Genomic DNA, 25,410 nt, shown 5'->3' with positions numbered 1-25,410 from the left:
TCCTGTCCCGAAGACTTACAAAATTCGATAAAGCGTGTCGTCACGGCGAATGACGTGGTGGAATACCACTGCTGCAAAATGTAACGCGAAGAGGGCCAAAAGGATCCATGCGCTCCAGCCATGGATCGCCGAGAGGACGAAGGCTATGTCAGGCGTCTTGCCGATCGGGCTCCAGACGGTGAAGAGGCCGAACCACTCGAGCGGGAAGCCGTGGGCGTTCGTGGCGAGAAAGCCGGAGATCGGCATGACGATCAGAAAGACATAGAGCAGTCCGTGCACGAGATGCGCCACCGCTTTTTCAAGGGCTGGCGCCTCGATCAGCGGGGCGGTACTTGTCAGCCGGGCACCGATCCGAACCAGCATGACCCACAGGATAAGAAAACCAAGGCTTTCGTGCACCAGATAGAAATCGAGCTTCACGTCCTCCTTGACGAAGCCGATCATCAGGCCGAGGGGCCAGGTGGCAAGGACAAGCCCTGCGATGAGCCAATGAAGGATCCGCACTCGCCCGGCATAGCGCTGCTCGTCACCTGTCAATTGCACGCTGCTCATCTGCCCCTCCTTCAATTCCGAACCGCCCGGATCACGAGCATGCCCGGCCGCGTCCGCTATCGTCACCCATACCAAGCATGGGTCTGTTTTACGATAATGTAAACGGAGGATGGCACACAACGGATCAGGCTACACCGAAGTAATCAGAGTGTAGGTGGCGCCTTCTGGAAGAAGACATAGGAGCCTTTGGCTACCTTGAAGATATCGCAGTTGCGCCGGATCTTGCGCTCGCCCTCCAGGCGGAAGACACCCAGCGAGCCGGAAAAGCCGTCAGGCGACATGAGGCGTTCAGGTGCGAACGCCACCTTTCCCCAGCGCCCTGCGAGCCCGATCGACATGGCCATGGCATCGAAACCATACCCGGCTTGCGCCGAGGCGGGCATGCCATAGCTCGACATGAAGCGATTGCCGATCCGCGACTGCACGTTCTGGTCATAGCGGCAGACGATACTGCCGGTGAGCTTGGGCTCGTTCAGATCCTGAGGCGTCAGCACGGCGCTGGCGACTATACGGCGCCCGGGGCGCGGCGGCTTGGCGGCATCTGCTTTCTTCAGAACTTCGCCAGGCGACTTGACGCCTGGCATCAACACGACCATGTCGGCCTTGCTCCAGGAAGACAGTGCCTTCGAGGGCAATGCACCACCGGCAAGCTCGATGATCGGCTCTACCTTGGCTCCGAAGGCCTTGATCTGAGCGGCAATACGCTCTGCCTCAAGCTTTTCGGCCGGACTGGCTGCGAGGATCACGGCATGCGTTGCCCCCTCCGCCATGGCGAAGGACGCGCTTTCGATCAGACTGTCTGCCGGGCTGGATACGAAGGCATAGACATTCGGCGGACTTGGCACGTCATTGGTCTGGAACGCGATCATCGGCACATCGAGGCCACCCAGACCGCGCTGGACAAGCTCGAATTCCGCCCCCCGGGCCGTGGTGATGATCAGCGACACCTGCTGATGGGCGAGCGTCTTTGCAGCCGCCTCGATGGCTTCCGGCTTGTCCGTGGTTTCGAGCAGCGTCAACGTGACGACATCGGAGCCCAACGTATTGACGGCGAGGGCTGCGCCGTCGCGATATTCGCTATCTGCCTGTCGGCTTGGCTGGTCGGCACGCCGAACACCCAGATAGGCCACTTTCACCGGACCCGACCCCAGCGTCTGATTGTAGAGCCCGGTATTGCCAGCGACCGGTGCCGCGCCTTCGGCAGCGGAGGGCTTGAAATCGTCGGTCTGACATGAGGCAAGAGCGGCAAGCACCAAGACCATCGTCCCGGCGCGTAGAAGTCTCCGCGTGGCTTTTTCTGATTTCACCATGATTACAGCTACGCTTTGCTCCCAATCCCAGCCGGGACCGTAAGCATTGGACTTGCCTTGCGCAAGGGTGAAGGCGTTCCATATCTGGGCAGATTGCCAAGATGGTAACCGTCCATGCATCCCGGATTATTTGGCTGCGACAGACATCGCCTCGAGGCTCCGCCGCCTTCCGCACAAGGGCCTGGCATCAGCTTGGTAAACAGATGACTTCCTCCATCCGCTGCCTTTTAATTTAATACACCGACTGATGTTTAAAGTATAGTATTCATGTATAGGAACCAATAATTCAAGCAATGACGCTATTCTTCGAGCAACAATCGGAGAATAGCGATGCTCAACAACAATAAAAATATTATCGCAGCCTCGGCCCTCGCAGCGGTCTCCCTGCTTTCCTCACATGCGACAGCGGCGCCGATCCTGCCGGGATCACTTTCCTCCTACTCCACGGTTGCTCAGACCCTCGTGCTCGGCATGAGCCCGCTGGCAGCCTCCTTCGGCCAGACCCTGAGTGATCGGATCGTGAACGGCTGGATAGAGGCAGGTCGCCAACTCGATCGAGGCGTGACGTTCGACGCAGTCGCGCTTCTGCCCAATGACAAGACATTGTCGACCAGCGCCGTCATCCCTGCACCGAAGCCGTCACACTCCAAGCGGACAGGTACACAGGCAGACGACGTCTTCGGCTCCATCGCCATTCCCTTCAAGAAGCTGGGCGCACTGAAGAAGGCAGCTCCGACCTTCGCCGAGATCGCCAAGGGCAGCGCCCTCGAATGCGGTGGCAAGAACTGCTTCGATTCGCAGGCTATCGTGCAGCGCACGTCTGCGGGGAGCGGCATGTCGTCTGTCCGTGACAAGCTCAATCTCGTCAACCACGCGGTGAACCGGCGGATCAAGTACCGCAAGGACATCGACAGCCACGGTCGTCTCGATCAGTGGTCATCGCCGTCGCAGACCCTGAAGTCGGGCTTCGGCGACTGTGAGGACTATGCGCTTCTGAAAATGGCTGTTCTCGAAAGCCAGGGCATTGCGCTCAAGGACATGACCGTCGTGATCCTCTACGACAAGAAGCGGCATTTCTATCACGCAGTCCTGTCCGTCGAAGTCCAGGGCACGCATTACATTCTCGACAACATGCGAGATCAGGTGCTGGCCGATAGCAGGCTTCCGGATTACCAGCCGCTCTTTTCGATCTCCAATGGCCGGGGCTTTCTGCATGGCACGCGCACGAAGGGGAAGGCTCTGGCCATGAAGAGCTTTGACAGCATCGCTCCGGGAGAAGGTGGAGACCTCTGACAGCGAGGCAAATGCCCCGCGCTCACTGACGGTCAACCGCGGACGACGTAGCCGATTACCATCTGCTTCTGGTGGCTTGGCGCCATGGCCAGGTTCATCTGCCCGGTCAATTGCTTGCCGGCGCAGGTCGCCGTGAAGCCTGTGGTCACCATCTTGCCCTTGCCGGCCAGGCCAAGGATCGCCTCATCGATCTGTGTATCAAGAACGAACCTGAAACCAGACGACAACTGCGCGATATTGCCGAGCACCAGTCGCTGCTTCAACATTGTCATGAAGGGTTCGTTGAAGAACTGGATCTTCTTGTCTTTGGTGAGCACGATAGCAGGCGTTGGACAGGCCTGTATCAGCGTGTTGAGGTTTTCCGTCGAATAGACGTTTTCCATATGCGCCAGCCGGCGCCACATCCAGCGGAAGGCAACGACCCGCAGCATGGAGGCGAGATTGCTGTGGCCTCCGACCTGGGCGGCAGCCTGTTCGACGACATCACCAATGGACTGGCGGGAACCGTTCAGGAGCCAGGACAGGCCGTCCCAATAAATGCTCTCAAGGCGGATGCCGCGCCGGACACCGCCCCGTCCAACGACTGCGCGGAACTTGGGCTCGGCATCGCTCTCATCGACATGCTGCATCGCTGCCGGGTTGAGATCGACCTGATCCGTCTGTGCCAGATGCCGCTCCGAGAACGTCATGGCTCACCGTTCGGTCAGGGCGACGGATTGCGCCTTGTTGATCGGTTTCATGAGATAGCTCAGGATCGTCTTGCGACCTGTCATGATTTCGGCTGTCGCAACCATGCCGGGGATAATCGGATAGGCCTTGTCGCCCCTGATGAGTTCCGACACGTCTGTCTTGACGTGGACGAGATAGAAGGTCTCGCCCTTTTCCTTGTCGACGATGCTGTCGGCCGAGACGTTGGTGACCTCGCCTTCGAGACCACCGAAGATCGAGAAATCGTAGGCGGACACCTTCACGATCGCTTTTTGACCACGCGTGATGAAAGCGACGTCGCGGGGTGAGATCTTAGCCTCGATGAGAAGCGTGTCTGCCGTCGGGACGATGCCCGCGACCACCGTGCCCGGATCGACATAGGCGCCGATCGTATTGACCTCCAGCGTGTTGACGATGCCATCAACCGGAGAGCGGATATCCGTCCGGCTGACGCGATCGGTCGCACCGCGGATCGTTTCGTCGATGACTGACAGTTCGGCGAGGGTCTGGGCCTTTTCCGTCAGTGCCTGCTGACGCAGTTGCAAGGCGAGCTCTTCGACCTGGAGACGCGCCTCTTCGACGGCGCCCCTCAGGCGCTCGAGGCTTTCCTGATAGACGGTGATCTGACCACGCTGGTCCGTCAGTTCGCGCTCGATCGCGATCAGCTCGGTCTGCGCCACAAGGCCCTTCTTTGCGAGTGGGCTCATGAGATCAAACTGGCGGGTCGATTGAGTGATATTCTGCTCCAGGCGCACGATATTGGCCTGGGCCTCACTCAATTCGTTCTCGCGCTGGCGCACACGCTCGCGCAGCACACCCGCCTTGTTGAGGTAGCTCGCCTTGTTCGCAGCAAAGAGCCGCTCTTCGTTTTCGCAGACAGCGCTGGCAACGGTTTGCACATCTTCCGGACAGACGAATGCGGCGTCGTAACTGCCCGCCTCTTCGAGAGCCAGACGTGCGATCTTGGCGCCGAAAGCGCGCGCCTTGGCGACGGATTCGCCCAGGGACGATTCCGTCGTCGTGTTGTTGAGCTGAACAATGAGTTCGCCCTTGCGAACCACCTGGCCGACCTGGACCGCGATGGTTTCGACCACGCCCGCTTCGGAGGACTGGATGATCTGTGTCTTCGAAACGGGGATGACCTTGCCTTCGCCGCGGGCGATCTCGTCGATTTCGGCGATGGCCGCCCAGGCGAGGAAAATCACGATGAACGCCGCCACCAATGCGACGATCATCCTGGCCATGAATGGCGGTGTATCGGCGATCGGGCGGCTCATGGCTTCACACCCTTCTTCTGCATGGCTTCGATCACCTGCTTCTTCGGACCATCCGCGACGATCCGCCCCTTGTCGATGACGATCAGGCGATCGACGAGATCGAGCATGGTGAAACGATGGGTGGCGATCAGCAGCGTCGTGTCCTTGTCGAAGGCCGAGGACAGGCGGTTGATGAGATGCCGTTCGCTGGCAAGATCCATTGCGCCGGAGGGTTCATCGAGAAAGACGATCTTCGGCTTTGTCAGCAGCAGGCGGGCAATCGTCATCGCCTGCTTCTGACCGCTGGAAAGATTGGAGCCACGCTCGCCCACAGGCATGTCGAAGCCGCGCGGATGGCGCGAAACGAACTCCTCCACGCCGGTCATCCGGGCCACTTCGAGCAGTTCCTCATCCGTGGCATCGGCCCGACCGATCAGCAGGTTTTCCTTCACGGTCCCGGAGAAGAGATCGGAGGATTGGCCGGCAACAGCGACTGCCGATCGAACTTCGGACATGTGATACTGGCGAATGTCGACACCATCGATCAGCACGCGGCCTTCATTCGGCATGAAAAGACCATCCAGCAGGCGACCCAGTGTCGTCTTGCCGGATCCGATGCGCCCGATGATGCCAACCTTCTCACCCGGGGCCACGGTGACCGACAGCTTGCTGATGACGGGATAGTCCGAGCCCGGATATTGGAAGGTCACGTCCTGGAAGCTGAAACCTCCGTGCTTGATCTCGCGGTTGACGAAGCCAACCGTCGAGGGCCGGTCTTCCGGCTGCTCCATGACCTGATCCAGGATCCGGAGCGACAGGGTCGCCTGGCGGAACCGCGCGAGCGTCATGGCGATCTGCCCCAAAGGTGCGCCAGCGCGGCTCGCCAGCATGACCGTTGCAATGATCGCCCCCATGGCAAGCCGTCCCTCCGAGAATTCGTAGGTGCCTGCAATCACGATGAGAACGCTGACGATCTGCTGGTTCAGCGCCGTCAGATTGATCGCGTTGGTCGAGATATGCTTGATCTCTTCGCTGGTGCGGCTCGAATGCTTCATCAATTCCTGCCAGCGACGCAGCATGGTCGCTTCGGCGCGCAGGCTTTTCAATGTCTCGATGGTAGAGATCGTCTCCACCAAAAGCGATTGACGTTTCGATGCTTCGTTGGAGGCGGCTGCCATGCGATGGCCGATCTGCGCCTGGGCACGAAAGCCGATGGCGATAGACAGGAGCAGAGCGACGGCCGGAATAATCGCGAGCCAGCCGGAAATCAGGTAGATGACAATCAGGAAGATGAAGACAAAGGCCGTGTCGATCATCAGACCAATCGTGTTCGAGGTGAAGAATTCACGCACGAATTCATACTGCATCACGCGATTGGCGTATTCGCCGGTCGACATCGGCCGCGAGGCGAGCGTGGTGTTGAGCACCTTGTCGAAGATCATCTGCGACAGCCTGAGGTCGGCATTGCGCCCGGCATGATCGATCAGGGCCGCCCTCGCCTCCTTCAGCAGATAGTCGAAGATATAGGCGACCATGATGCCGGCCGCGAGAACCCAGAGCGTCGGGATCGCCTTGTTCGGCAAGACCCGGTCGTAGACATTCATTGTGAAGAGGGGCGAGGCGAGCGCTATCAGATTGATGAACAGAGCCGCCACGACAACGCGCAGATAGGTGCGCCAATAGGGGATGAGGGCACGCACGAGCCAGTGGCGTTTTTCGATCCGATCAGCGGCGCCAATCTGCGCCTCTTCGCTGTCGTTGCGATAATAGAGTGTGAAGGCAAAGGCCGCCTCGGGCCCGAGTGCCAGGAGTTCCTGATGGCTCAGGCGACTGGCTGCCGTCCCTTCGCGGACGTCCAGCGTGTAGATCCCGTCATCGCTCACTTCCAGCAGCGGCAGCGTCCCGCCGTCCTTGAGGACGACGATGGCCGGGCAATCGAAATCATTCTCGCGGATGGCTCTCACGCCGATCTGCATGACCTGGAGACCAATGCGCTCGGCGACATGCTCGACATCGTCGAGTTCGAGCGACTCGACAATTTCGTCCGGCAAACCAGAAAACAATACGGTATCGGAGCTGGGCCGGCCATAAAACGCGGCCACAGCCTTGAAGGACGCACGAAAGCTCAGGCGGGCACGAGGGCCCGCCGGTTCGATCAACGAATTTAACATGTCATCCTATTGGATGGGCGTTTACTGAAGCGGCGCCAGGAGGTCCATCGGAATTCCCGCCTTTTGCCGCGGATCCCGCTCGACATAGGCCCCATTCGGGGTCGTCTTCACGGAGAACTCATTGCGTGCATAAGCGTCGGCTTCGCCGACAGCCTTGACGTTCATCGTCTTCAGCAGCGAACCGGACGCTGCCAGGATCTTGTATTCGGCAAAGAGGGCGGCCACACGGGCCGTCTCTGCGACGATGCTGGTGTTGAAGCGCGTATTCTGCGCGTCAAGCACGTCGAGCAGCGACCGCTGGCCGATCTTGAACTGCTCGCCGTAAGAGGACACGAGCTGTGCATTCTGCGACGACTGCGAGCTCAGGATCTGCGAAAGCTCGCCGCGGCTTCTGCGTTCATTCCAGGCCGAACGGATCGACTCTTCGATCTCGCGATGAACCTGGTCGGACGCATAGCGCTGCTCGCTGGCGCGGCGGATCTGTTCCTGCTCGCGCGCCTGGTCGATGCCGCCGCGATAGAGGTTCCAGCGCGCCACGAGGCGAACCTGAACGTCGTTGGTATTGCCCTGGCTGGAACCGACGTCGTTGCCGACGCTGGCGCGACCTTCGAGATCGACGGTCGGTGCGTAGTTGGAGCGCGCGGCCCGGACGGCTGCGTCCGCCGCATCGATGTCGGCGCGGGCCGAATAGATGCGCGGATTGTTGGACTTGGCCGTCGCAATCGCATCATCGAGCGAACGCGGCAGGAACTTGCCGACGGAGGCCGGAACCTTCGCATTGGTGATCGGCTCGCCGACAGTCTTCAAGAAGCGGATCTTGGTCAGTTCCAGCTCTTCCTGCGCTTCGCGCAGGCGGGCGCGGGCGGCATCGAGACGTTCGCGACCCTGAAGCGAATCCACCTCGGTCAAAGCGCCACCGGAAATGCCCTGGTTGATGTCGCCGAGGATGCCATTGTGGAAATCGACATTCTGCTTGGCAACGCCGACGATCTTCGCCTGGAGGATGTATTCGAGATAATCCTGGACAACCTGCAGCGCAACCGTTTCGGACCGCTCCAGCACGCGGAAGGAGGCGCCATCGACGCGCGAGGCCTGCTGATCGACCTGGGCCCGGCGTCCGCCGCCATCAAGCAGGCGCTGCGTCACGGTCAAGCCGACTTCGGAATTGTTAAAAGTCTCGTAGTCCCGCGTCAGCGTTCCCGTGCTGTCGTTGGACAGCCGGCGCTTTCCCACGCTCGCCTCGAGATCGACGGAGGGCAGGTACAGGCCGCGCGCCTGGCGCAATTCGAATTCGACCGCCTCGCGGTTCTGGACCGCTTGCGAAATCTGCGGATTGGTCGTGAGTGCCTTCTGGATGGCCTCTTGCAACGACATGGCGCTCGCAGGCGTCACGGACGCAATGGCGAAGGCTGCCGAGGTGTACAGAGCCGCGAATAAAGTCTTTTTGGTCAACAACTGAGTGCCCCTACCCAAATCTTCCTTGGGCAAACATATAACCGGCACGGCCATCAGTGGGAAGTCCAATCGTCCTGTCTAAAAGATGCACCCAAATTTGATCTGTGGGAAACAAATGCATGCGCGTGCTCATTTGGGGGAATGATATACTCAAAACGGAGTAGGAAATCCCCCCATTTCCACGATTTAATGCTGAATCGCGCGATTTCATTCGCCATGGGCCCGGATTAACCCTGAAAGCAGGTTCCCTGATCCCCTTGCTGAAACGTTAAAGTTCCGGAGCACTGTCTCCCAGACGCAACAAGGAAAACGCGACTAAATCACCCTCACGCCACCTCTGGACTGTCCCAGAGTGAGTCTTTCCGCAAATCCGCGAAGTAAAACTGATCAGGCAATCGAGGTAAAACAGAAAGGGCGCCGAAGCGGCGCCCTTTCCCTCTTGAAAACACTATGTGTTTCAGTCGTGCACGATGGTCGACGCGTGCTTGTCATCGAACAGGATCTTCACGGCGGTGTCATGGTTGTGAAGCACGACCACATCCTTCCAGGTATCGACGCCGGTCTGGACGCTGACGGTGGTATTGCCGTCCTCGACCGTTGTGCGCAGATGCGAGGCGGCGGTTTCAGCCGTCGCCTGCTCACCGAGCAGGCTGTCGAGCAGCGCCGTGACGTCGAGCACATCACCTTCCTCAGTGCTGAAATCGGTGATGACGTCGGCCACGTCGAGTTCGCTGAGCGCGGTCTCGTCGAAGACGAAGGTATCGGCGCCGGCCCCGCCGGTCATGAGCACCTGCCCCATGCCGCCATGCAGAATGTCGTCACCATCGGTGCCAATCACGGTCAGGGCGTCGGACATGTCCGAGCCGAAGATCGTCTCGAAGCCGACTTCGACGAAATTGCCGGTCGAGCCATCGGCAAAGGTGAATTCACCCGCGGCGAAGATCGTCTGGTCATCCTCCGTGCCGCCGGTCTGATCGGTCGTCAGCGAGATGCTGGTGACACCATGATCGGTGAGGCTGGAAAGCTCGCCTTCGTCACTGACACCGTTGTTGTTGGCATCAACCCATATCGAGAGCTTCTCGAAGGCGGCATCATTTGCGTCGATCTTGCCGTCACCATTCAAGTCGAGCGAAGCGAGAGCCGCCACGCCGCTGGCATAGGCGCCGCCATTGAAGTTCGGCGTGAAGATTTCCGAACCGTTGTCGATCAGGCCATTGCCATCGACATCATAGGCGAGGATGCCATCGTCGCTGGTCCAGGCAATCTGGTCCGCCTTGCCATCGGCATTGATGTCGAAGGTGACACCATTGTCGATCGAGGAAAAGGCGAAGCCGTTCTTGTCGAGGTCGAGGATGATGGGGTCGACCTGGCCATTGGCGACCAATGTATTCAGGTCGCTGATCGTCACATCCGCAAGTCCGATCAACATATCTCGCTGCGGATCGGGGGTGTCTCCGACCTGCTGATAAATGAAGGTATCGTCCGCATTGCCTTCCAGGAAGTCGGTCTTGAACGCTACCGTTGTTCCCGCTTCACCGAGATCATTGCTCTGCAGATACTTGGCCACCGCTGCCAGTGTTGCGTTTGAGTTTATTGAGATCACCCCCCCGCTGGAAGCGCTATAGAAGGTGATAACCCCGTTGGTTATTGAATGATACGATACAGTGACCGGACTTGACAAGAAACCTGTTGAACCGACTGCATCTGCGCCATTCACCCGACCGACAGTATTGGCGGCCACTATCGGTGTCACTGGCAGATCCAGTTTGTCTATGTTCTTGAAGTCGACAACCGTATCATAACCTGAAACGGAACCCGCACTGAAGATCGTACCGAGGGATAGTGAGGTAGCACCCGAGTCGCCCGCATCAAACTTGAAGGTGTCGGGTCCATTGCCGCCGGTTAGTCGGTCGGCGCCGAGACCGCCGTACAGGATGTCGGATGCATTTCCACCGTTGAGCGTATCGTTACCAGCACCTCCAACGAGAACATCTTTGCCATTGCCGCCCTTGATCGTGTCATCCCAGTCACCTCCGACGGCGATGGAATCACCGTTCCCCGTCTCAATAGTTGAGCCGAAGACACGCGTCAGCGACGCCGTAGCAGGTGAGGATGTCCCCCCGTTGCCATCGGATACCGTGTACTGGAACGAGCCACCTGGATCGGCGCCGAAGAGAGTTGAACTATCAGTATAGGTGGTCGTCGTGCCAGTGTCGTTGACACTGTCAAATAGTGCCGCCGAACCCGGAACAGCGGAAACAGAAAGTACATCTCCGGCGTTAGGATCGCTGTCGTTCAACAAGAGCACCCAATCCGGGATCTTCGTATCGTACGAGTTTATGTAAATCGCCTCACCGACGACAGTGGGCGCAGCATTGTTGGCGATACCTGTAACAACCCAGGAAACCTCAGCCGGAGTAGCCGCTGCGCCATCTGACACCTGGTACGATACGGTCACGGTTGTCTGTGCTCCCGCCGCGAGGGAAGCATAGGCCGAGTGCGTCGGATCAAGGGTGAAACTCTTGGTCGCCACATCATAGGTCACGCCGGCAGGCAAGGCGGCGATATTGATGACCGACAATGGGGAGCCTTCCGGATCCGTTGCATTCGCGAGCGCGTTCAGGGTAGATGACACCCCTCCTTCAGTCACCGCTCCTGTGACGGCTCCACTCACGACTGGAGCGTCATTCGTACCATCGATGATGAAGGATACGTTTATCGATGCAACCGCGCCTTTGCTGTCTTGAACTGGGACAGTGAAGGTTTCCTGCGGATGGTCGTTTACGCCAAGGCTGTTAGCAAGGCTGTTATTCAGCACATAGGTGATCGTGTTTGTCCCTGCACTAAGGGTCGCGACACCATAAGCCCCAGTCTTTGTCCAAGTACCGTCGTTGCCAGCGGTCCAGCCGCCCGTGGACAAGGCATTTGCATCATACGAAGCGGTCCCATCCACATCATCGATCGTAAGCGTTGCCGAAGAGGACGCAACGCCGGCCTGCTGGTAACCTTCTTCCACAAGGTGAACGGGCACCGACGCCGAGATAGTGGGAAGATCATTCGTGCCGTTGATCCCGATTTCGACGATCTGCGTGTCCGTAGCACCCGAACTGTCGGTGACCGTGATCGTGTATTTGAGAACCAACCGTGTGTTCGCGGCAAGGAAATCAAATGCCTGATTCTCGCTGTCAAATTTCCAGGTCAGGCTGCCGCTTGTCTGGCTGCCGTCAAGAACTGTGCCTGGGGTCACCTTGAAATAACTGTTCAGTTCTTGGTGTGTGAGATTGGTCCCGTAATCCGGGCCCGAAACCTCAAGGAAAGTAACTGCTGCCGTAACGACATCTGTCACGTCAACATCGGTAACTGTCAAAGCTCCCGTCGCCGCCAAGCCGGCATCGGTTTCACGCAATTCGGATGCGGCGCTATCTCCGGATGCCACCGTGATGACCGGAGCATCATTCGTACCCGTAACGGTAACTGCGATGTCCTTGGTGATCGTGTCGTTGTCGCCGTCCTTCACCGTATACGGGATATGCAGGACTACCGTCTGACCTGCGGCAAGTGCATCGAAGGCGGCGCCCGGCACGATCGAGATCTTGTTGGTGCTCGGGTCGAAGGTGACAGACGGCGTGCCGAGTGTGACACCGGATGGCCCGTCGCTCAGGGTCACAGCACCGATGGAAAGTGCCGTACCGGTCGTGTCCGCTCCGAAGGAGAAGTGTGTTCCCTCCGTAAGCGCGATCTCGATGCTCTGGTTTTCGTCCATGACGGATGTCAGGTCGATCGCAGTCGGCTCGCTATCATTGACATTGATCGTGAACGGCTGGTCGACATAGTCACCATCGCCATCGAACACGCGTGCCACCAGATTGAGCGCCAGCACGTCATCGTTCGAACCAAGGTGATCCAGATTCTGGAACAGCGTGGTTGCGAAGCTGCCGGGATGAAGTACGGCAACGATGAAGACTGGATTATCAGCCGTGCTGCCAGCTTTAAATGCCACCAGCTCCTGGTCGACACCGTTGGTCGTGCGAACGATATACTCGAGCGGAACACCATCCGATGTCAGGTTCGAATTGATGATCGGCTGGCCATTCAGGGTACCGATTTCAACATGAGTGCCCTTCTTGTCAGCACCAACGCTGACATTGAGGTCTCCGAAATCGAAGCTCACGGTCGGCAGACCGGTTTCAGAGAGAGACCCTACTTCAGCAAGGCCTTTCGCCATTGGCGTGTCGTCGTCGACATTGACCCAGATGTAGCCAGGAGCGACATCGCCATCGCCATCCGTAACGTCGTACTTGAACTGGAACTGCACCTCGTTTTCATCGCCACCCTTGACGTGATCGATCGGAGCGTTCTGGGTCAGCGTGTACTGGCCAGTCAGCGGATTGAGCACTGCGGTGATGACGAGCGTGTTACCCTGATAGACCTGCATGGTCTTGCCATCTGCGGAAACAGTCGAGGCAAAGTCAGCCTGATTGCCGCCGCCAGTGACGGAAATCCCCGTCCAGGCAATGCCTCCCGGACCGTCAGCACCGAAGCTGTGCTTCAGCACATTGGTCGTGTTGGCAAGACCGTGGTCGCCCGCGCCGCCGGGGTTGCCGCCAGAAAGCGTGTCGTCGTTGAGCCAGGCTGTCGTGCCGGCGCCACCAGTCGGCGTGTCGTCATCGACATTGACCCAGATGTAGCCGGGGGCGACATCGCCGTCACCATCCGTGACATCATACTTGAACTGGAACTTTACCTCGTTTTCGTCACCGCCCGGCAGGTGATCGATCGGAGCGTTCTGGGTCAGCGTGTACTGGCCAGTCAGCGGATTGAGCACTCCGGTGACGACCAGGTTGCCAGCCTGGAAGACCTGAAGGGTCTTGCCATCTGGGCTGACACTGGAGGTGAAGTCGGCCGCATTGCCGCCGCCAACCACGGAGATGCCCGTCCAGGCGATGCTGCCGGCACCATCCGCACCAAAGCTGTGCTTGAGAACGTTGCTCGTATTGGCAAGCCCATTGTCGCCAGTACCACCGGGATTGCCACCTGTGAGAGCGTCATCGTTGAGCCAGGCGGTCGTGCCGGCGCCACCAGTCGGCGTGTCGTCGTCGACGTTGACCCAGATGTAGCCGGGGGCGACATCGCCGTCACCATCCGTGACATCATACTTGAACTGGAACTTTACCTCGTTTTCGTCACCGCCCGGCAGGTGATCGATCGGCGCATTCTGGGTCAGCGTGTACTGGCCCGTCAGAGGATTGAGCACTCCGGTGATGACCAGGTTGCCAGCCTGGAAGACCTGAAGGGTCTTGCCGTCTGGGCTGACACTGGAGGTGAAGTCGGCCGCATTGCCGCCGCCAACCACGGAGATGCCCGTCCAGGCGATGCTGCCGGCACCATCAGCACCAAAGCTGTGCTTGAGAACGTTGCTCGTATTGGCAAGCCCATTGTCGCCAGTACCACCGGGATTGCCACCTGTGAGAGCGTCATCGTTGAGCCAGGCGGTCGTGCCGGCGCCACCAGTCGGCGTGTCGTCATCGATGTTTACGGTGAGAGTGCCTGTATCGACGTCTCCATCCTTGTCGGTCACCCGATACTGGAAGGAAACTTCAAGATTGTCCTCAGTGCCGGAAACCTTGTGATCGACCGGTGCCAGCTGCGTCAGCTGATAGGCCCCAGTGGATGCATCGATGATGACCGCCTTGAAGACCGGTACGTAAGTCCCGTTCTGATCCTGGGTAATCGTCATCGTCTTGCTGTCTGCAGACAGCTCGAACCAGAAACCGTAGGGGATAGTGAGTCCGTTCGGCGCCCACAGCACGGATGCCGTCCCATCTGCACCGCCGCTATGGGCCAGGATTCCGGTCAGGACCGAGGTTTCGACATCATCGCCGGTGCCACCAGCATTGCCGTATGCCAGGGCGTCATCATCCAGCTGGATTGTCGCGTTGGCGCCCGCCTTCGGAGTGTCGTCATCAACGTTGAAGTTTAACGTGCCGGTGGCCACATCGCCGTCACCATCGGTCACGCGATATTGGAAGCCGATCTGAACGTTGTCTTCCGTGCCGGGCATCGTGCCCTGAGAATGCATCACAGGCGCAAGCTGCGTCACTTCATAGGCGCCCGTCAGCGTGTCCGTGATCACGGCCTTGAACACAGGCACGTAACTGCCGCCCTGGTTCTGCGTGATGGTCATCGTCTTGCTATCAGCAGACAATTCGAACCAGAAACCATAGGGAACATTGATGCCGTTCGGTGCCCACAGGATGGAGGCGACACCATCAGCACCGCCCTCATGCGACAGGGTTCCGCTCAGTACAGCCGTCTCGACATCGTCAGACGGACCGCCCGGATTGCCACCGGCCAAGGCATCGTCATCGAGCTGGATGAGAGCGTTGCTGCCAACGGTCGGACCATCGTCCTCAAAGACGATCTTGTTGCCGATGGAGACGGACTTGGTGACGGTGTCACCGTCGAAGTCCTTGACGGAGAAGACCGCAGAGATCTTGCCGGTAAGGTCGATGCCTTCGTCAGCATTCCCGGTGTTCGGGTGCTTCAGCGACATGTACTGGGCAACCGAGACACCACCATCGGAGTCGATGGCGATCGCGAAGGCTGCCACGCCCTGTGCGCCGCCGACGCGGCCGACAACCAGGCCGCCCTCCAGGAACAGCACGATATCCTGGCCAGATGTCGTCTGCACGCCAGACGCGGCATTGTCGATCTGCAGGGTCAGCGACTTCGTGACATTTTCGTCCGCACCCGTGACGTAGGAGAGGTCGACAACGTCATCCTTGGCAAAAATCGGAGACTGCAGCATGTCGATATCGGAGCCGACACGCAGGACACCCGCGAACTGAGCCGCAACAGTCTGGCTCGTCGTGTCGTCGTTCTGCCTGTAGTCCGTCTCGTCGATCGTGACTGTGCGGTCCGTCCAGATCGCCACTTCCGGGACGTCATCGACGACATTGATCGTCAGCTTGCCCGTCAGGTTGACGGTATCGCCATCGCCATCCTTGGCGTCGATGATCGCACCGAAGTCGATGCCCGTGAGCGAACCAGAGGCGCTGTGCAAGGCCGTGTTTTCGGCACCGCCGGCGACATGGTCGAGCTGGTCATACTGGCGGTAGACGAAGTCGCCGGTCTGCGGATCGAGTTCGAGCGAGAAGACCGGACGGTCGAAGATGCTGTCGAAGGCAGCGCTGTTGCCGCCATTGACATAGGCCAGGATCGCATTGCCGAAGACCTGGTAGGACAGGTCTCCACCCTTCGATTCCAGGCCGAGCGTCATCATGGTCGCTGCCGCATTGGCCGCCAGCAAGTAGCCACCACCGGCAGCTGCGCCATCGGCACCGAAGTTCACGACAGAGCCGATGGAACCGCGGACCGTTGCCGCAAAGCCGAGGCCGAGCAGAGCCAGTTCGCTGTCACCATCCGGGCTCGTGCCCTGGGACTGTGCATTGTAGAGGTCATCTTCGTCGGCGGTCTTGGTGACCGCTGCACCGGATGCCACCGGACCATCGTCTTCGAACTGGATCCGATCACCGATGGCAATCTCGCTCACGGCCTTGTCGCCATCAAAGTCGGTGACGGTCAGGACGGCGTTGATCTTGCCGGCTAGAGTCTGAAGGACTGTGGACAGGTTGCCATCGGCGGCGTCGTTGTGTTCGTCATGGTCTGCCGGATCGTCATGCCTGATCGAGACATACTGAACCAGGGAAAGCGTGCCGTTGTCCGAAAGGTGCAGCGCGAAGGCGGCCGGGTCGGAGGAGTTGACCGAAGTGTTGCCGTCCGACGGGCTATCGTAGCGACCCACGATCAGATCGCCTTCGAGGAACAGCATGATGGAGCGACCTTCGGTGGTCATGAGACCGGAGGCAAGTCCGTTGGAGCCGTTCAACTTCAGAGACCAGTCGACCTTGACGTCGTCATCTGCACCGCCGTCGATGTCAGCAGCGACGAAGTTCGTCTGCCGGGCATATTGCGCCGCCATGTTCGGGTCGGTGCCCTTGTTGGCGACAGTGTTGAACAACGAAAGCGAGTAGCCGAGATCGTCGTTCTGCTGGCCGGAGGTCTCATCGACCACCAGCGTTGCACTAGTGTTGCGAGCAACAGCCTCCGGAACATCGTCCCTGATGGTGACCGAGAAGGCGCCCTTCAGCACCACGCTGTCGCCGTCGAAGTCGGTGACCTTGATGATCGAGCCAAAGTCGATCGCCTCGACGTCGCCGCGGGGCAGACCGTCCTGCAGGTCGGTGTTTTGCCCCTTGCCTGTATCGTGGTCGAGCTGATCGACAAGCTCGAATGTGTAGGAACCATTCTCGCCCAGCGTGAGCTTGAAGACGAGGCGGTCGCCATTGTCATAGCTGACACCCTGATGCGGGCCGGCATTGTCGAAGGCGTAGAGGACACCGTCGCGGATATCGTAGCTGAGTTCCTGCCCCTTGGACTTCAGGCCGAGCGCCTCCAGAGCGTCACGGGCTGCGTCTTCGTCGACAAACGAGAACTTGACCGTATCGTCAGCGCCGCCCTTGACGAGGCCGGCGAGCGAACCATCGATGAAGGCACCGCCATAGCCGTTCTGGCCCGGACCACCGGTCCAGGAACCATCGCCCTGGCCATCGGCAGGGCTCGTGCCCAGAGACTGGCTGGTGCGGATATCGTCTTCGTCAACAGTGCGGGAGATCTTGGCACCGCTCAATTCCGGAACATCGTCCCTGATGGTGACCGAGAAGGCGCCCTTCAGAACCACGCTGTCGCCGTCGAAGTCGGTGAACTTGATGATCGAGCCGAAGTCGATCGCCTCGACATCACCGCGGGGCAGACCGTCCTGCAGGTCGGTGTTTTGCCCCTTGCCTTTATCGTGGTCGAGCTGGTCGACAAGCTCGAATGTGTAGGAACCATTTTCGCCCAGCGTGAGCTTGAAGACGAGGCGGTCGCCATTGTCATAGCTGACACCCTGATGCGGGCCGGCATTGTCGAAGGCGTAGAGGACACCGTCGCGGATATCGTAGCTGAGTTCCTGCCCCTTGGACTTCAGGCCGAGCGCCTCCAGGGCGTCACGGGCTGCATCTTCGTCGATAAACGAGAACTTCACCGTGTCATCTGCCCCACCCTTCACGAGGTAAGCCAGCGAACCATCGATGAAGGCACCGCCATTGCCGTTCTGGCCCGGACCACCGGTCCAGGAACCATCGCCCTGGCCATCGGCAGGGCTCGTACCCAGAGACTGGCTGGTGCGGATGTCGTCTTCGTCAACAGTGCGGGCTTCCGTCTTGCCGCTCAGTTCCGGGATATCGTCCTTGATCGTGATGACGAGCTTGCCGTCCAGCGGAATGCGGTCGCCGTCGCCGTCAGTCGCCTGGATGATCTTGCCGAAGTCGAGATTTTCGAGTGTCCCGCCGGCCTTGGTCGCAAGAACCGTGTTCTCGGCGACGTCACTATCCTTGACGTGGTCGAGCTGGTCGTAAAGGCGGAAGACGAATTCACCCGTCTGCTTGTCGAGCTGAATCGACATTACCGGCCGATCAATGAGGGGCTGGAAGCCGCCAAATGCATTGTTCACATAACCGACGATCACGCCGTTGATGGTGGTGAAGACAACTGAAGAGCCCTTCGAAAGAAGGCCCATATCGTTCAGTTTCGAGATTGCATCCGACGTGAAGCTGAAACCGCCGCCTGCCGCTGCGCCATCCGCACCGAACGAGACGCTTGAGGCCAACTCGCCTGAGACGGTCGAGGCAAAGCCAACGCCCAGGAGCGCCGGAAGGCTCCGGCTGTCCTCGCCGTTTTCCTGGTTGAACGGATCCGAACCAATCGAAAGACGGTTCTTGATGTCGTTCTCCGCAACCGTCAGAGCAACTGCGGACACCTCAGCGATCGGGCTGTCGTCGTTGACGGTGACCGTGAAGCTGGAGGAGGCGGTGTCGCCATCGCTGTCCTGCACGGTGAACGCAAAATCAATCGCGACATCATCCTCGGTGGACGTATCCGGATGATCGATGTTGCCGACCAGATTGAACTCGTATGTGCCATTGGTGGCAATGTCCGAGACCGAGACGATGAAGACGGGTTCGCCGGAGTATTCCGGCATATTGCCGGCGAGTTCCGTTTCCGAACCCTCCCCCTCGAAAGCCGCGACCTTCGCGTATTGCGGCTCGCCGATGTACGGCTTGTAGGCGACGATGGTCGTGCCATCCGCAGAGATGGCATACTGGAGGGTCACACCATCCGACTTCAGACCCTTCAAAATCAGCGCATCAAGCGTCGATTGCGTGAAGGCCACACCGCGATCGCCCGTCGCACCGGTCAGGCCGGCATTGCCGCCTGTATTGCCATTGTCTGCACCCCAGTTGATGCCCAGCGAACCAGCCGCATAGGCGCCACCGGAAGACGGCTCGGACACTTCGAACAGCCGGGCCACGTCTCCCTTCGGCGGGAGGCCATCGCTATCGCCTTCGCCGTCAATGTTGCCGTTGTAGAGATAATCCTCATCCACGGCACCCGCATCGGCTTCACCGAAGGTCGGCGCATCATCCATGACATCGATGCTGAAGGAGCCCGTGACGCTGTCGCCGTCGAGGTCGGTCACCGTGTAGGTGAAGCTGAGGCGCAGCAGGTCGTCGAGATCATCCTGGGTGCCATCGGCGCCGGCATCCGGATGGTCCAGCTTGCCGATGAGCTCAAATTCGAACGCCCCTGTCTCGCGATTGGTGATCGTGAGCGTAAAGACGAGAGTGCCTTCAGAATCGCGGCCTTCGAGTGCAACGAAGTCGAGATCGGCTCCGTCGGCTGGAGCAGCGAAGCTTGTGACCGTGATCGGACGACCACCGGAGGTGAAGCCTGTGAGGATCTGCGGGCCAAGACCTTCCTCGTCGACATTGATTGCGCCGGCAAAGTTGACGCGCGAGATGGTGCCGAAATCCGGACCTGGATTGAACGGAAGAATGCCGGTGATGATCTGGTTGCCGGTATCGTCGTCAGCAATGACCGCTTCGTCGTAGATAAAGGGCTCGGTCAATGCGATTTCGAGCGGGATAGACGGCGTACCAGAGCCGCCGAAGATTGCATTGCCCTGCACGTCATCACCGAAATCGGTGTCGCCGAGTAGATCGGCCAGCGCCAGATCTTCCGGGCCGGCGTCGATCGGATTGTCGGTGAAATTCCGGCTGCTGGACGGGCTGCCCTGTGCGCTGAAGGTGCCATCAGGACCAGCCGCAACGTTGATGTTGGAGCCCTCGAGGGCCGCGAAGAGCGCGACCTGTGGCAATTCGACATCGCCGATCACGAATGTCGGGATGTTGGCAGCGCCGCCGAGAACGACGATCTCCGTGCCGTCCGCGAGGACCAGAACCAGATTGTCGCCTTCGACCGCGAATTCGAGGTTGTCGAGTTCGATGCCGGCCGGCAGCGTTACGACGTTTTCGGCATCGGGCGAAATCTCGCCCGGAATGACGGCAGCGGCCGTTTCGACCGGAGCCTGGGCGGGAAGGCGATCGGTGCGTCCGGTGTCAGGCGTTTCGGCCTGGGCAACCTCGATGCCGTCTACGGTCTCACGAACGAAACCCAGATGCTGCTCGACCGCAGAGTCAAATTCGTCAACTGCGGAAGTATTGTCGATGCTGGACAGACGCGGATCTTCAATAGACATGGTTACTCACCCCTTAACTTGTTGACCGCAGTTAAATCCAGACCGGGGGGTGAGTGCAACGCTTTCTTAACTCTAATGACATAACTGGTTATGCTTCGAGCGACCATTATTGAAAAAGAAGTTAATTTCGGGCCGAAAAACGCTTTTATTTCTGCATTTTACTAAAATTTTAGTGATTACTCATGTGTTGCCGGCGATGTCGCTGCCGGATCTGACTTCGAGTGAAATATCGCTCGTCCGACCGATGTGCTCCCCTGACAGACAGCAAAAAGCCGGGCTCTACTGAGAACCCGGCGCACTCAAAACCAGACTTCAGGTTTTAGTCTTCTGCGAAGATCGGATCGCTTACAAAGGGGCCGCCCTGGTAGATCGCCACCACTTCATCCGGCTTCGGCCTTGGGACCGCCGCATCGATCTCTGCACGGAAACGCTCGGCATTGTCCTTCGGGTGCCATCCGAGATAGGAGACGTGGGAATTGTCCCACCAGCGGGTGTCATTGTTCGAACATCCCCAGATGACCGGGCAGCCGAGGCGGGGAACGCGGAAGATGCACTCGATCATCGCGAGAAAGTCGTCGTGGCTCATCCAGGTGGCGAGCATGCGGTGGTTTTTCGGCTTCTCCATGCAACTCCCGATCCTGACCAGGGCGGTCTCCTGACCGAACTTCTCGAAATACATGCGGGCCAGCGCCTCGCCGAAGCATTTCGACACGCCATAGAGACCATCGGGCTTCAACGGCACGTCCTGATCGAGGTATTCGTCTTGGCGGTAATAACCGATCGTGTGGTTGGAGCTGGCAAAGAGAATTCTCGGCATACCGTTTTCGCGGGCCGCCTCATAGAGATTGTAGAGGCCCAGCAGATTGGCATTCATGATCTTGGAGAACTTGTCCTCCACCGAGATGCCGCCAAGATGAATAATGGCGTCGCAGTCCTTCACCAGCCTGTCCACGGATGCCCGATCGCCCAGATCGCAGAGCATGGCCTCTTCATGACCGGCCAGATTTCCCAGTTCGACGATGTCCGAAATCCTGACGATTTCCGCGAGCCCCTTCAACCGCCCGCGCATCGCGCTACCCAGTCCGCCGGCAGCACCCGTCAGCAATAGTCTCTTCACCGCGTCTTCCTCCCTGGTATGACTTATCAACTTATCATACAGGTTGCCCTGACCCGGTCAATATCGTAAACCTTTCGTAGACAGAGTAGGAATGCTGGCCCTCGCGCGAGGGTTTGCAGTCGGCATGGAATCGGCGGGGGCACGGAATGGCAATGCAGGCGAGAAACGAGGCAGGCGCTGGAACGCTGGTGCAGCGACTGGGGGACAATCTGCGGAAGGCCATCGTCGGAGGGCAGTTCCCACCAGGCAGCAAGCTGCCGAGTGAGGCCCAGCTGTCCGAGGCGCATGGCGTGTCCCGCACCGTCGTGCGCGAAGCAATCGCTTCGCTCCGCGCCGACCGACTGGTCGAGGCGCGCCAGGGCGCTGGCGTCTTCGTCCTCGCCCCGACCGAGCCCCCACCTGCCCCGCTTCTGGTCGGGAATGTGGATCCGGCCCGCGTTTCCTCAATGATAGAGCTTCTGGAACTGCGCACGGCTGTGGAGGTGGAGGCGGCAGGCCTTGCAGCGCTTCGCCGTTCTCCGGCGCAGGAAGAGGTCATCCTGGAGAAGCACTACGCCGTTCGCGCCTGTCTCGAGGCAGGGCAATCGACGACGGAGGCCGACTTCGCCCTGCATATCGCCATCGCAGAAGCGACCAACAACCCCCGCTTCCGGGAGTTTCTGGCCCTGATCGGCAAGAGTGCCATCCCGCGCGCCGCCTTGCGAGACGAGGACAGCGAGGACGATCAATCCGGCTATCTGCGTCTGATCGATGCCGAACATGCCGATATTGTCGAGGCCATTTCGTCTGGCGACGAGGAGGCCGCGCGCGATGCCATGCGCCGGCATCTGCGCGGCAGTCAGGGCCGCTACCGGGCTCTCCTGCGAGAACAACGCCAACCTGTACGATAACATTTGACATGAGCGCGTGGAATATGTACGACAACTTGGCCTGAGGAGGCCAAGAGAGGACATTCGACCATGACGCCGCAAGAAATAAAGGTCGCGCTCGGCGCCGGCCTGCTCTCCTTCCCTGTCACGCATTTCGATGATGACGGGAATTTCAAGTCCGACAGCTATGCGCAGCATGTGGAATGGCTGTCTGGTTTCGATGCGCCGGTGCTGTTTGCGGCTGGCGGCACGGGAGAGTTCTTTTCGCTGACGCCATCGGAAGTTCCCCGCATTGTTGCCGCCGCCAAGGAAGCAGCCGGCAAGACGGCGATCGTGTCGGGCTGCGGCTATGGCACCGAAATCGCGATCGAGATTGCCCGCTCCGTCGAGAAGGTCGGCGCGGATGGCATCCTGCTCCTGCCGCATTACCTGATCGATGCGCCGCAGGAGGGCATGTACCATCACGTCAAACGGATCTGTCAGTCCGTCGGCATCGGCGTCATGGTCTACAATCGCGACAATTCAATCCTGGGCGTGGAAACGCTGCAGCGGCTGTGCGACGAGTGCCCCAATCTGGTCGGTTTCAAGGATGGCACAGGCGATATCGGCCTCGTACGCCAGATTACGGCGACCATGGGCGACAGGCTCACCTATCTCGGCGGCATGCCGACCGCGGAACTCTTTGCGGAAGCCTATCTGGGTGCCGGCTTCACCACCTATTCATCTGCCGTCTTCAACTTCGTGCCCGGTCTCGCCGTGGAATTCTACAAGGCGCTGCGCGCTGGCGAACGTGAACGCTGCGAGACAATTCTCAGAGATTTCTTCTATCCCTTCATGGCGATCCGCAGCCGCCGCAAGGGTTATGCGGTTTCGGCCGTGAAGGCCGGGGTTCGCCTGCAGGGTTTTGCTGCTGGCAAGGTACGCCCGCCCCTCGACGACCTGACGGCGGAAGAAGAAGACATGATGGCCCAGCTTATCGCCCCCTGGAAGCGCTGAGCGAGGACGCACCAGATGAAAATCGTCGAGGTTAGCACCCATCTTCTCGAGCACAGGCTCTCGGTCCCGTTCCAGAGCGCGTCCATGCGCTTCGATCGGCGTGCTCATGTGCTCGTCGAGATCGTCTGCGACAACGGGCTCACAGGCTGGGGCGAATGCCTTGGTCCGGCGCGACCGAATGCGGCGGTGGTCGCGGCCTATCGCAACTGGCTGATCGGCATGAACCCGCTGGAGACCGAGAAGATCTGGGCCGTTCTCTACAATGCACTGCGTGATCAGGGGCAGCGTGGCCTGACACTGACCGCCCTTTCCGGCATCGACATTGCGCTCTGGGACATCAAGGGCAAGCATTTCGGGACCTCCGTTTCAATGTTACTCGGGGGCCGGTTTCGCGAAAGCGTCAAGGCCTATGCGACCGGAAGCTTCAAGCGCGACGGCGTCGACCGTGTCGAAGACAATGCACGTGACATCGCCTCTTACAGATCTCAGGGCTTCCACGCGTCGAAGATCAAGGTTGGCTTCGGCATCGAGGAAGATCTGCGCGTCATCCGCGCCGCCCGGGACGCCGCGGGTTCGGACATGCGTCTGATGGCAGATGCCAATCATGGTTATGGCGTTCTTGAAGCCATCGAATTCGGTTGCCGTGCGGCAGACTATGGTCTCGACTGGCTGGAAGAGCCCGTGGTGCCGGAACAGCTCGCCGCCTACCGCGAAGTGCGTGCCAAGCAACCGATCCCGGTGGCCGGTGGCGAAACCTGGCAGAGCCGCTGGGGCATGCGTGAGCCGATCGAGACCCGCGCGATCGATATCATTCAGCCGGATCTCGCCGGTGTGGGCGGCTTCACCGAGGCCAAACGCGTGGCTGATCTCGCCGCCCTTCACGGCGTGCGTGTCGTCCCGCATGTCTGGGGCACGGCCGTGCACATCGCAGCCGCCCTGCAGTTCCTCGCGGCCATGGTGCCAGACCCCGTTCGGGTCAACCCGATCGAGCCGATCCTGGAATTCGATCGCACCGACAATCCGTTCCGCCAGGCCGTCGTCAAGGAGCCGATCGAACACGTGAACGGGGTGGTCGCCATTCCAAACGCACCCGGCCTCGGCATCGAGATCAACCGGGATGCGCTGGCCGAGTTCAAGATGAGGGACGAATGATGAGCCTAATCCGCCCCCTCTCCGGTCGCAAACCCGCAATCACGCTTCCCAAGGGCGCGATCGACACCCAGATGCACGCCTACATGCCAGGCTACCCCGCCGTGCCAGGCGGCCCGAACCTGCCGGTCGGCGATCTGCCGACCCCTGAGCAGTATCGACAGTTCATGGACTGGATCGGGATCGATCGCGTGATCGTCACCCAGGGCATGGCGCACCAACGGGACAACGCCAATCTCATCGCCAGCCTCGAACGGTTCGGCGACATCGCCTGGGGCGTCGCAAACCTTGATGCCGGCACCAGCGAAGCCGAACTCGACCGGCTATCGGCGGCGCGCGTCCGGGGCGCGCGCATCATGAACCTGCCGGGCGGCGCCACCGATCTGACCAAACTCGAAGAGGTGGATGCGATCGCCGCCAGCCGCGACTGGATGATCGCCGTCCAGTTCGACGGCAGCGACATACTCGACCATGAGGAACGACTTGCGAAACTGAAATCCCGCTGGGTGCTCGACCATCACGGCAAGTTCTTTTGTGGCGTGACGCCCGAAAGCCCACAGGTTCAGGCCACCAAGCGGTTGATCGACGGCGGGCGCTGCTGGTTCAAGTTTGCCGGCGTCTATGAATCGTCAAAATCCGGCGCCCCCGAATTTGCTGATGTCGCGGCTGTGGCCCGCGCTATCGCGGCGTATGCGCCGGAGCGCATCGTCTGGGGGTCCAACTGGCCCCACAATATGGCGCGCGCCCAGGCAGACTATCCTGATGACGTCGCGCTCACCGACACCGTGCTCGGCTGGCTGCCCGATGATGCCGCACGCAAGCGCGCGCTCGTCGACAACCCTGAAGAACTTTTCGGCATTCCACCTGCAGGAGACAGGTAGCCGAATTGCATTCCG

At 59.7% G+C, this 25,410-nt stretch carries 13 protein-coding genes; 5 read left to right on the top strand and 8 right to left on the bottom strand.

Features of this window, described 5'->3' with window-relative positions; all coding sequences use genetic code 11:
* Positions 1-15: 15 nt before the first annotated feature.
* Together QTL56_RS18315 and QTL56_RS18310 are read right to left on the bottom strand one after the other, a co-directional pair.
* Positions 16-552: a cytochrome b gene (locus QTL56_RS18315; protein ID WP_229573143.1), complete on the bottom strand. Its 537-nt coding sequence runs from the start codon at positions 550-552 to the stop codon at positions 16-18.
* Between the two features lie 143 nt (positions 553-695).
* Positions 696-1,814, bottom strand: coding sequence for a type 1 periplasmic-binding domain-containing protein (locus QTL56_RS18310; protein WP_229573884.1), 1,119 nt, complete (start codon positions 1,812-1,814; stop codon positions 696-698).
* Positions 1,815-2,192: 378 nt separating this feature from the next.
* On the opposite strand from QTL56_RS18310, the gene QTL56_RS18305 reads away from it, so the two are divergent.
* Positions 2,193-3,155, top strand: a complete 963-nt coding sequence (locus QTL56_RS18305; RefSeq protein ID WP_245134666.1) for a transglutaminase-like cysteine peptidase — start codon at positions 2,193-2,195, stop codon at positions 3,153-3,155.
* 32 nt (positions 3,156-3,187) lie between these two features.
* Here QTL56_RS18305 and QTL56_RS18300 read toward each other — a convergent pair whose 3' ends face one another.
* The 6 genes from QTL56_RS18300 to QTL56_RS18275 all read right to left on the bottom strand — a co-directional run bounded on the left by QTL56_RS18300 (position 3,188) and on the right by QTL56_RS18275 (position 21,500).
* On the bottom strand, positions 3,188-3,844 hold the full coding sequence (locus QTL56_RS18300; protein WP_245134664.1) for a ribbon-helix-helix domain-containing protein: 657 nt from the start codon (positions 3,842-3,844) through the stop codon (positions 3,188-3,190).
* A gap of 3 nt (positions 3,845-3,847) precedes the next feature.
* The gene (locus tag QTL56_RS18295; RefSeq protein ID WP_229573149.1) at positions 3,848-5,140 is read right to left on the bottom strand and encodes an HlyD family type I secretion periplasmic adaptor subunit; all 1,293 of its coding nucleotides are present in this window, start codon (positions 5,138-5,140) and stop codon (positions 3,848-3,850) included.
* Positions 5,137-7,290, bottom strand: a complete 2,154-nt coding sequence (locus QTL56_RS18290; protein WP_229573151.1) for a type I secretion system permease/ATPase — start codon at positions 7,288-7,290, stop codon at positions 5,137-5,139. Before QTL56_RS18290 ends, QTL56_RS18295 begins: the two co-directional genes overlap by 4 nt.
* Positions 7,291-7,311: 21 nt before the next feature.
* Positions 7,312-8,664, bottom strand: a complete 1,353-nt coding sequence (locus QTL56_RS18285) for a TolC family outer membrane protein (protein WP_306424863.1) — start codon at positions 8,662-8,664, stop codon at positions 7,312-7,314.
* Positions 8,665-9,202: 538 nt separating this feature from the next.
* Positions 9,203-20,383, bottom strand: a complete 11,181-nt coding sequence (locus QTL56_RS18280; RefSeq protein ID WP_289393309.1) for a DUF5801 repeats-in-toxin domain-containing protein — start codon at positions 20,381-20,383, stop codon at positions 9,203-9,205.
* A 319-nt stretch (positions 20,384-20,702) separates the two neighbouring features.
* On the bottom strand, positions 20,703-21,500 hold the full coding sequence (locus QTL56_RS18275; RefSeq protein WP_245134658.1) for an NAD-dependent epimerase/dehydratase family protein: 798 nt from the start codon (positions 21,498-21,500) through the stop codon (positions 20,703-20,705).
* A gap of 146 nt (positions 21,501-21,646) precedes the next feature.
* Here QTL56_RS18275 and QTL56_RS18270 point away from each other — a divergent pair, with 146 nt between their 5' ends.
* From QTL56_RS18270 to QTL56_RS18255, 4 genes are all read left to right on the top strand, one after another.
* Positions 21,647-22,390 carry a FadR/GntR family transcriptional regulator gene (locus QTL56_RS18270; protein ID WP_245134656.1) on the top strand — a complete coding sequence of 248 codons (744 nt, stop codon included), beginning with the start codon at positions 21,647-21,649 and terminating at the stop codon, positions 22,388-22,390.
* A 69-nt stretch (positions 22,391-22,459) separates the two neighbouring features.
* Complete coding sequence (kdgD, locus tag QTL56_RS18265; RefSeq protein WP_245134654.1) at positions 22,460-23,365, top strand: 5-dehydro-4-deoxyglucarate dehydratase; 906 nt, start codon at positions 22,460-22,462, stop codon at positions 23,363-23,365.
* A gap of 15 nt (positions 23,366-23,380) precedes the next feature.
* Positions 23,381-24,517: a mandelate racemase/muconate lactonizing enzyme family protein gene (locus QTL56_RS18260; RefSeq protein WP_245134653.1), complete on the top strand. Its 1,137-nt coding sequence runs from the start codon at positions 23,381-23,383 to the stop codon at positions 24,515-24,517.
* Positions 24,517-25,395 carry an amidohydrolase family protein gene (locus tag QTL56_RS18255; RefSeq protein ID WP_280640714.1) on the top strand — a complete coding sequence of 293 codons (879 nt, stop codon included), beginning with the start codon at positions 24,517-24,519 and terminating at the stop codon, positions 25,393-25,395. Before QTL56_RS18260 ends, QTL56_RS18255 begins: the two co-directional genes overlap by 1 nt.
* Positions 25,396-25,410: the final 15 nt, after the last annotated feature.

The organism is Peteryoungia algae, assembly GCF_030369675.1.
Classification (GTDB): domain Bacteria; phylum Pseudomonadota; class Alphaproteobacteria; order Rhizobiales; family Rhizobiaceae; genus Allorhizobium; species Allorhizobium algae.
This window is presented reverse-complemented; position numbering and strand designations above follow the sequence as displayed.

Coding starts and splice junctions, on each gene's coding strand:
- QTL56_RS18315 (WP_229573143.1), bottom strand. CDS start 552: ATGAGCAGCGTGCAATTGACAGGTGACGAGCAGCGCTATGCCGGGCGA.
- QTL56_RS18310 (WP_229573884.1), bottom strand. CDS start 1,814: ATGGTCTTGGTGCTTGCCGCTCTTGCCTCATGTCAGACCGACGATTTC.
- QTL56_RS18305 (WP_245134666.1), top strand. CDS start 2,193: ATGCTCAACAACAATAAAAATATTATCGCAGCCTCGGCCCTCGCAGCG.
- QTL56_RS18300 (WP_245134664.1), bottom strand. CDS start 3,844: ATGACGTTCTCGGAGCGGCATCTGGCACAGACGGATCAGGTCGATCTC.
- QTL56_RS18295 (WP_229573149.1), bottom strand. CDS start 5,140: ATGAGCCGCCCGATCGCCGATACACCGCCATTCATGGCCAGGATGATC.
- QTL56_RS18290 (WP_229573151.1), bottom strand. CDS start 7,290: ATGTTAAATTCGTTGATCGAACCGGCGGGCCCTCGTGCCCGCCTGAGC.
- QTL56_RS18285 (WP_306424863.1), bottom strand. CDS start 8,664: ATGTCGTTGCAAGAGGCCATCCAGAAGGCACTCACGACCAATCCGCAG.
- QTL56_RS18280 (WP_289393309.1), bottom strand. CDS start 20,383: ATGTCTATTGAAGATCCGCGTCTGTCCAGCATCGACAATACTTCCGCA.
- QTL56_RS18270 (WP_245134656.1), top strand. CDS start 21,647: ATGGCAATGCAGGCGAGAAACGAGGCAGGCGCTGGAACGCTGGTGCAG.
- kdgD (WP_245134654.1), top strand. CDS start 22,460: ATGACGCCGCAAGAAATAAAGGTCGCGCTCGGCGCCGGCCTGCTCTCC.
- QTL56_RS18260 (WP_245134653.1), top strand. CDS start 23,381: ATGAAAATCGTCGAGGTTAGCACCCATCTTCTCGAGCACAGGCTCTCG.
- QTL56_RS18255 (WP_280640714.1), top strand. CDS start 24,517: ATGAGCCTAATCCGCCCCCTCTCCGGTCGCAAACCCGCAATCACGCTT.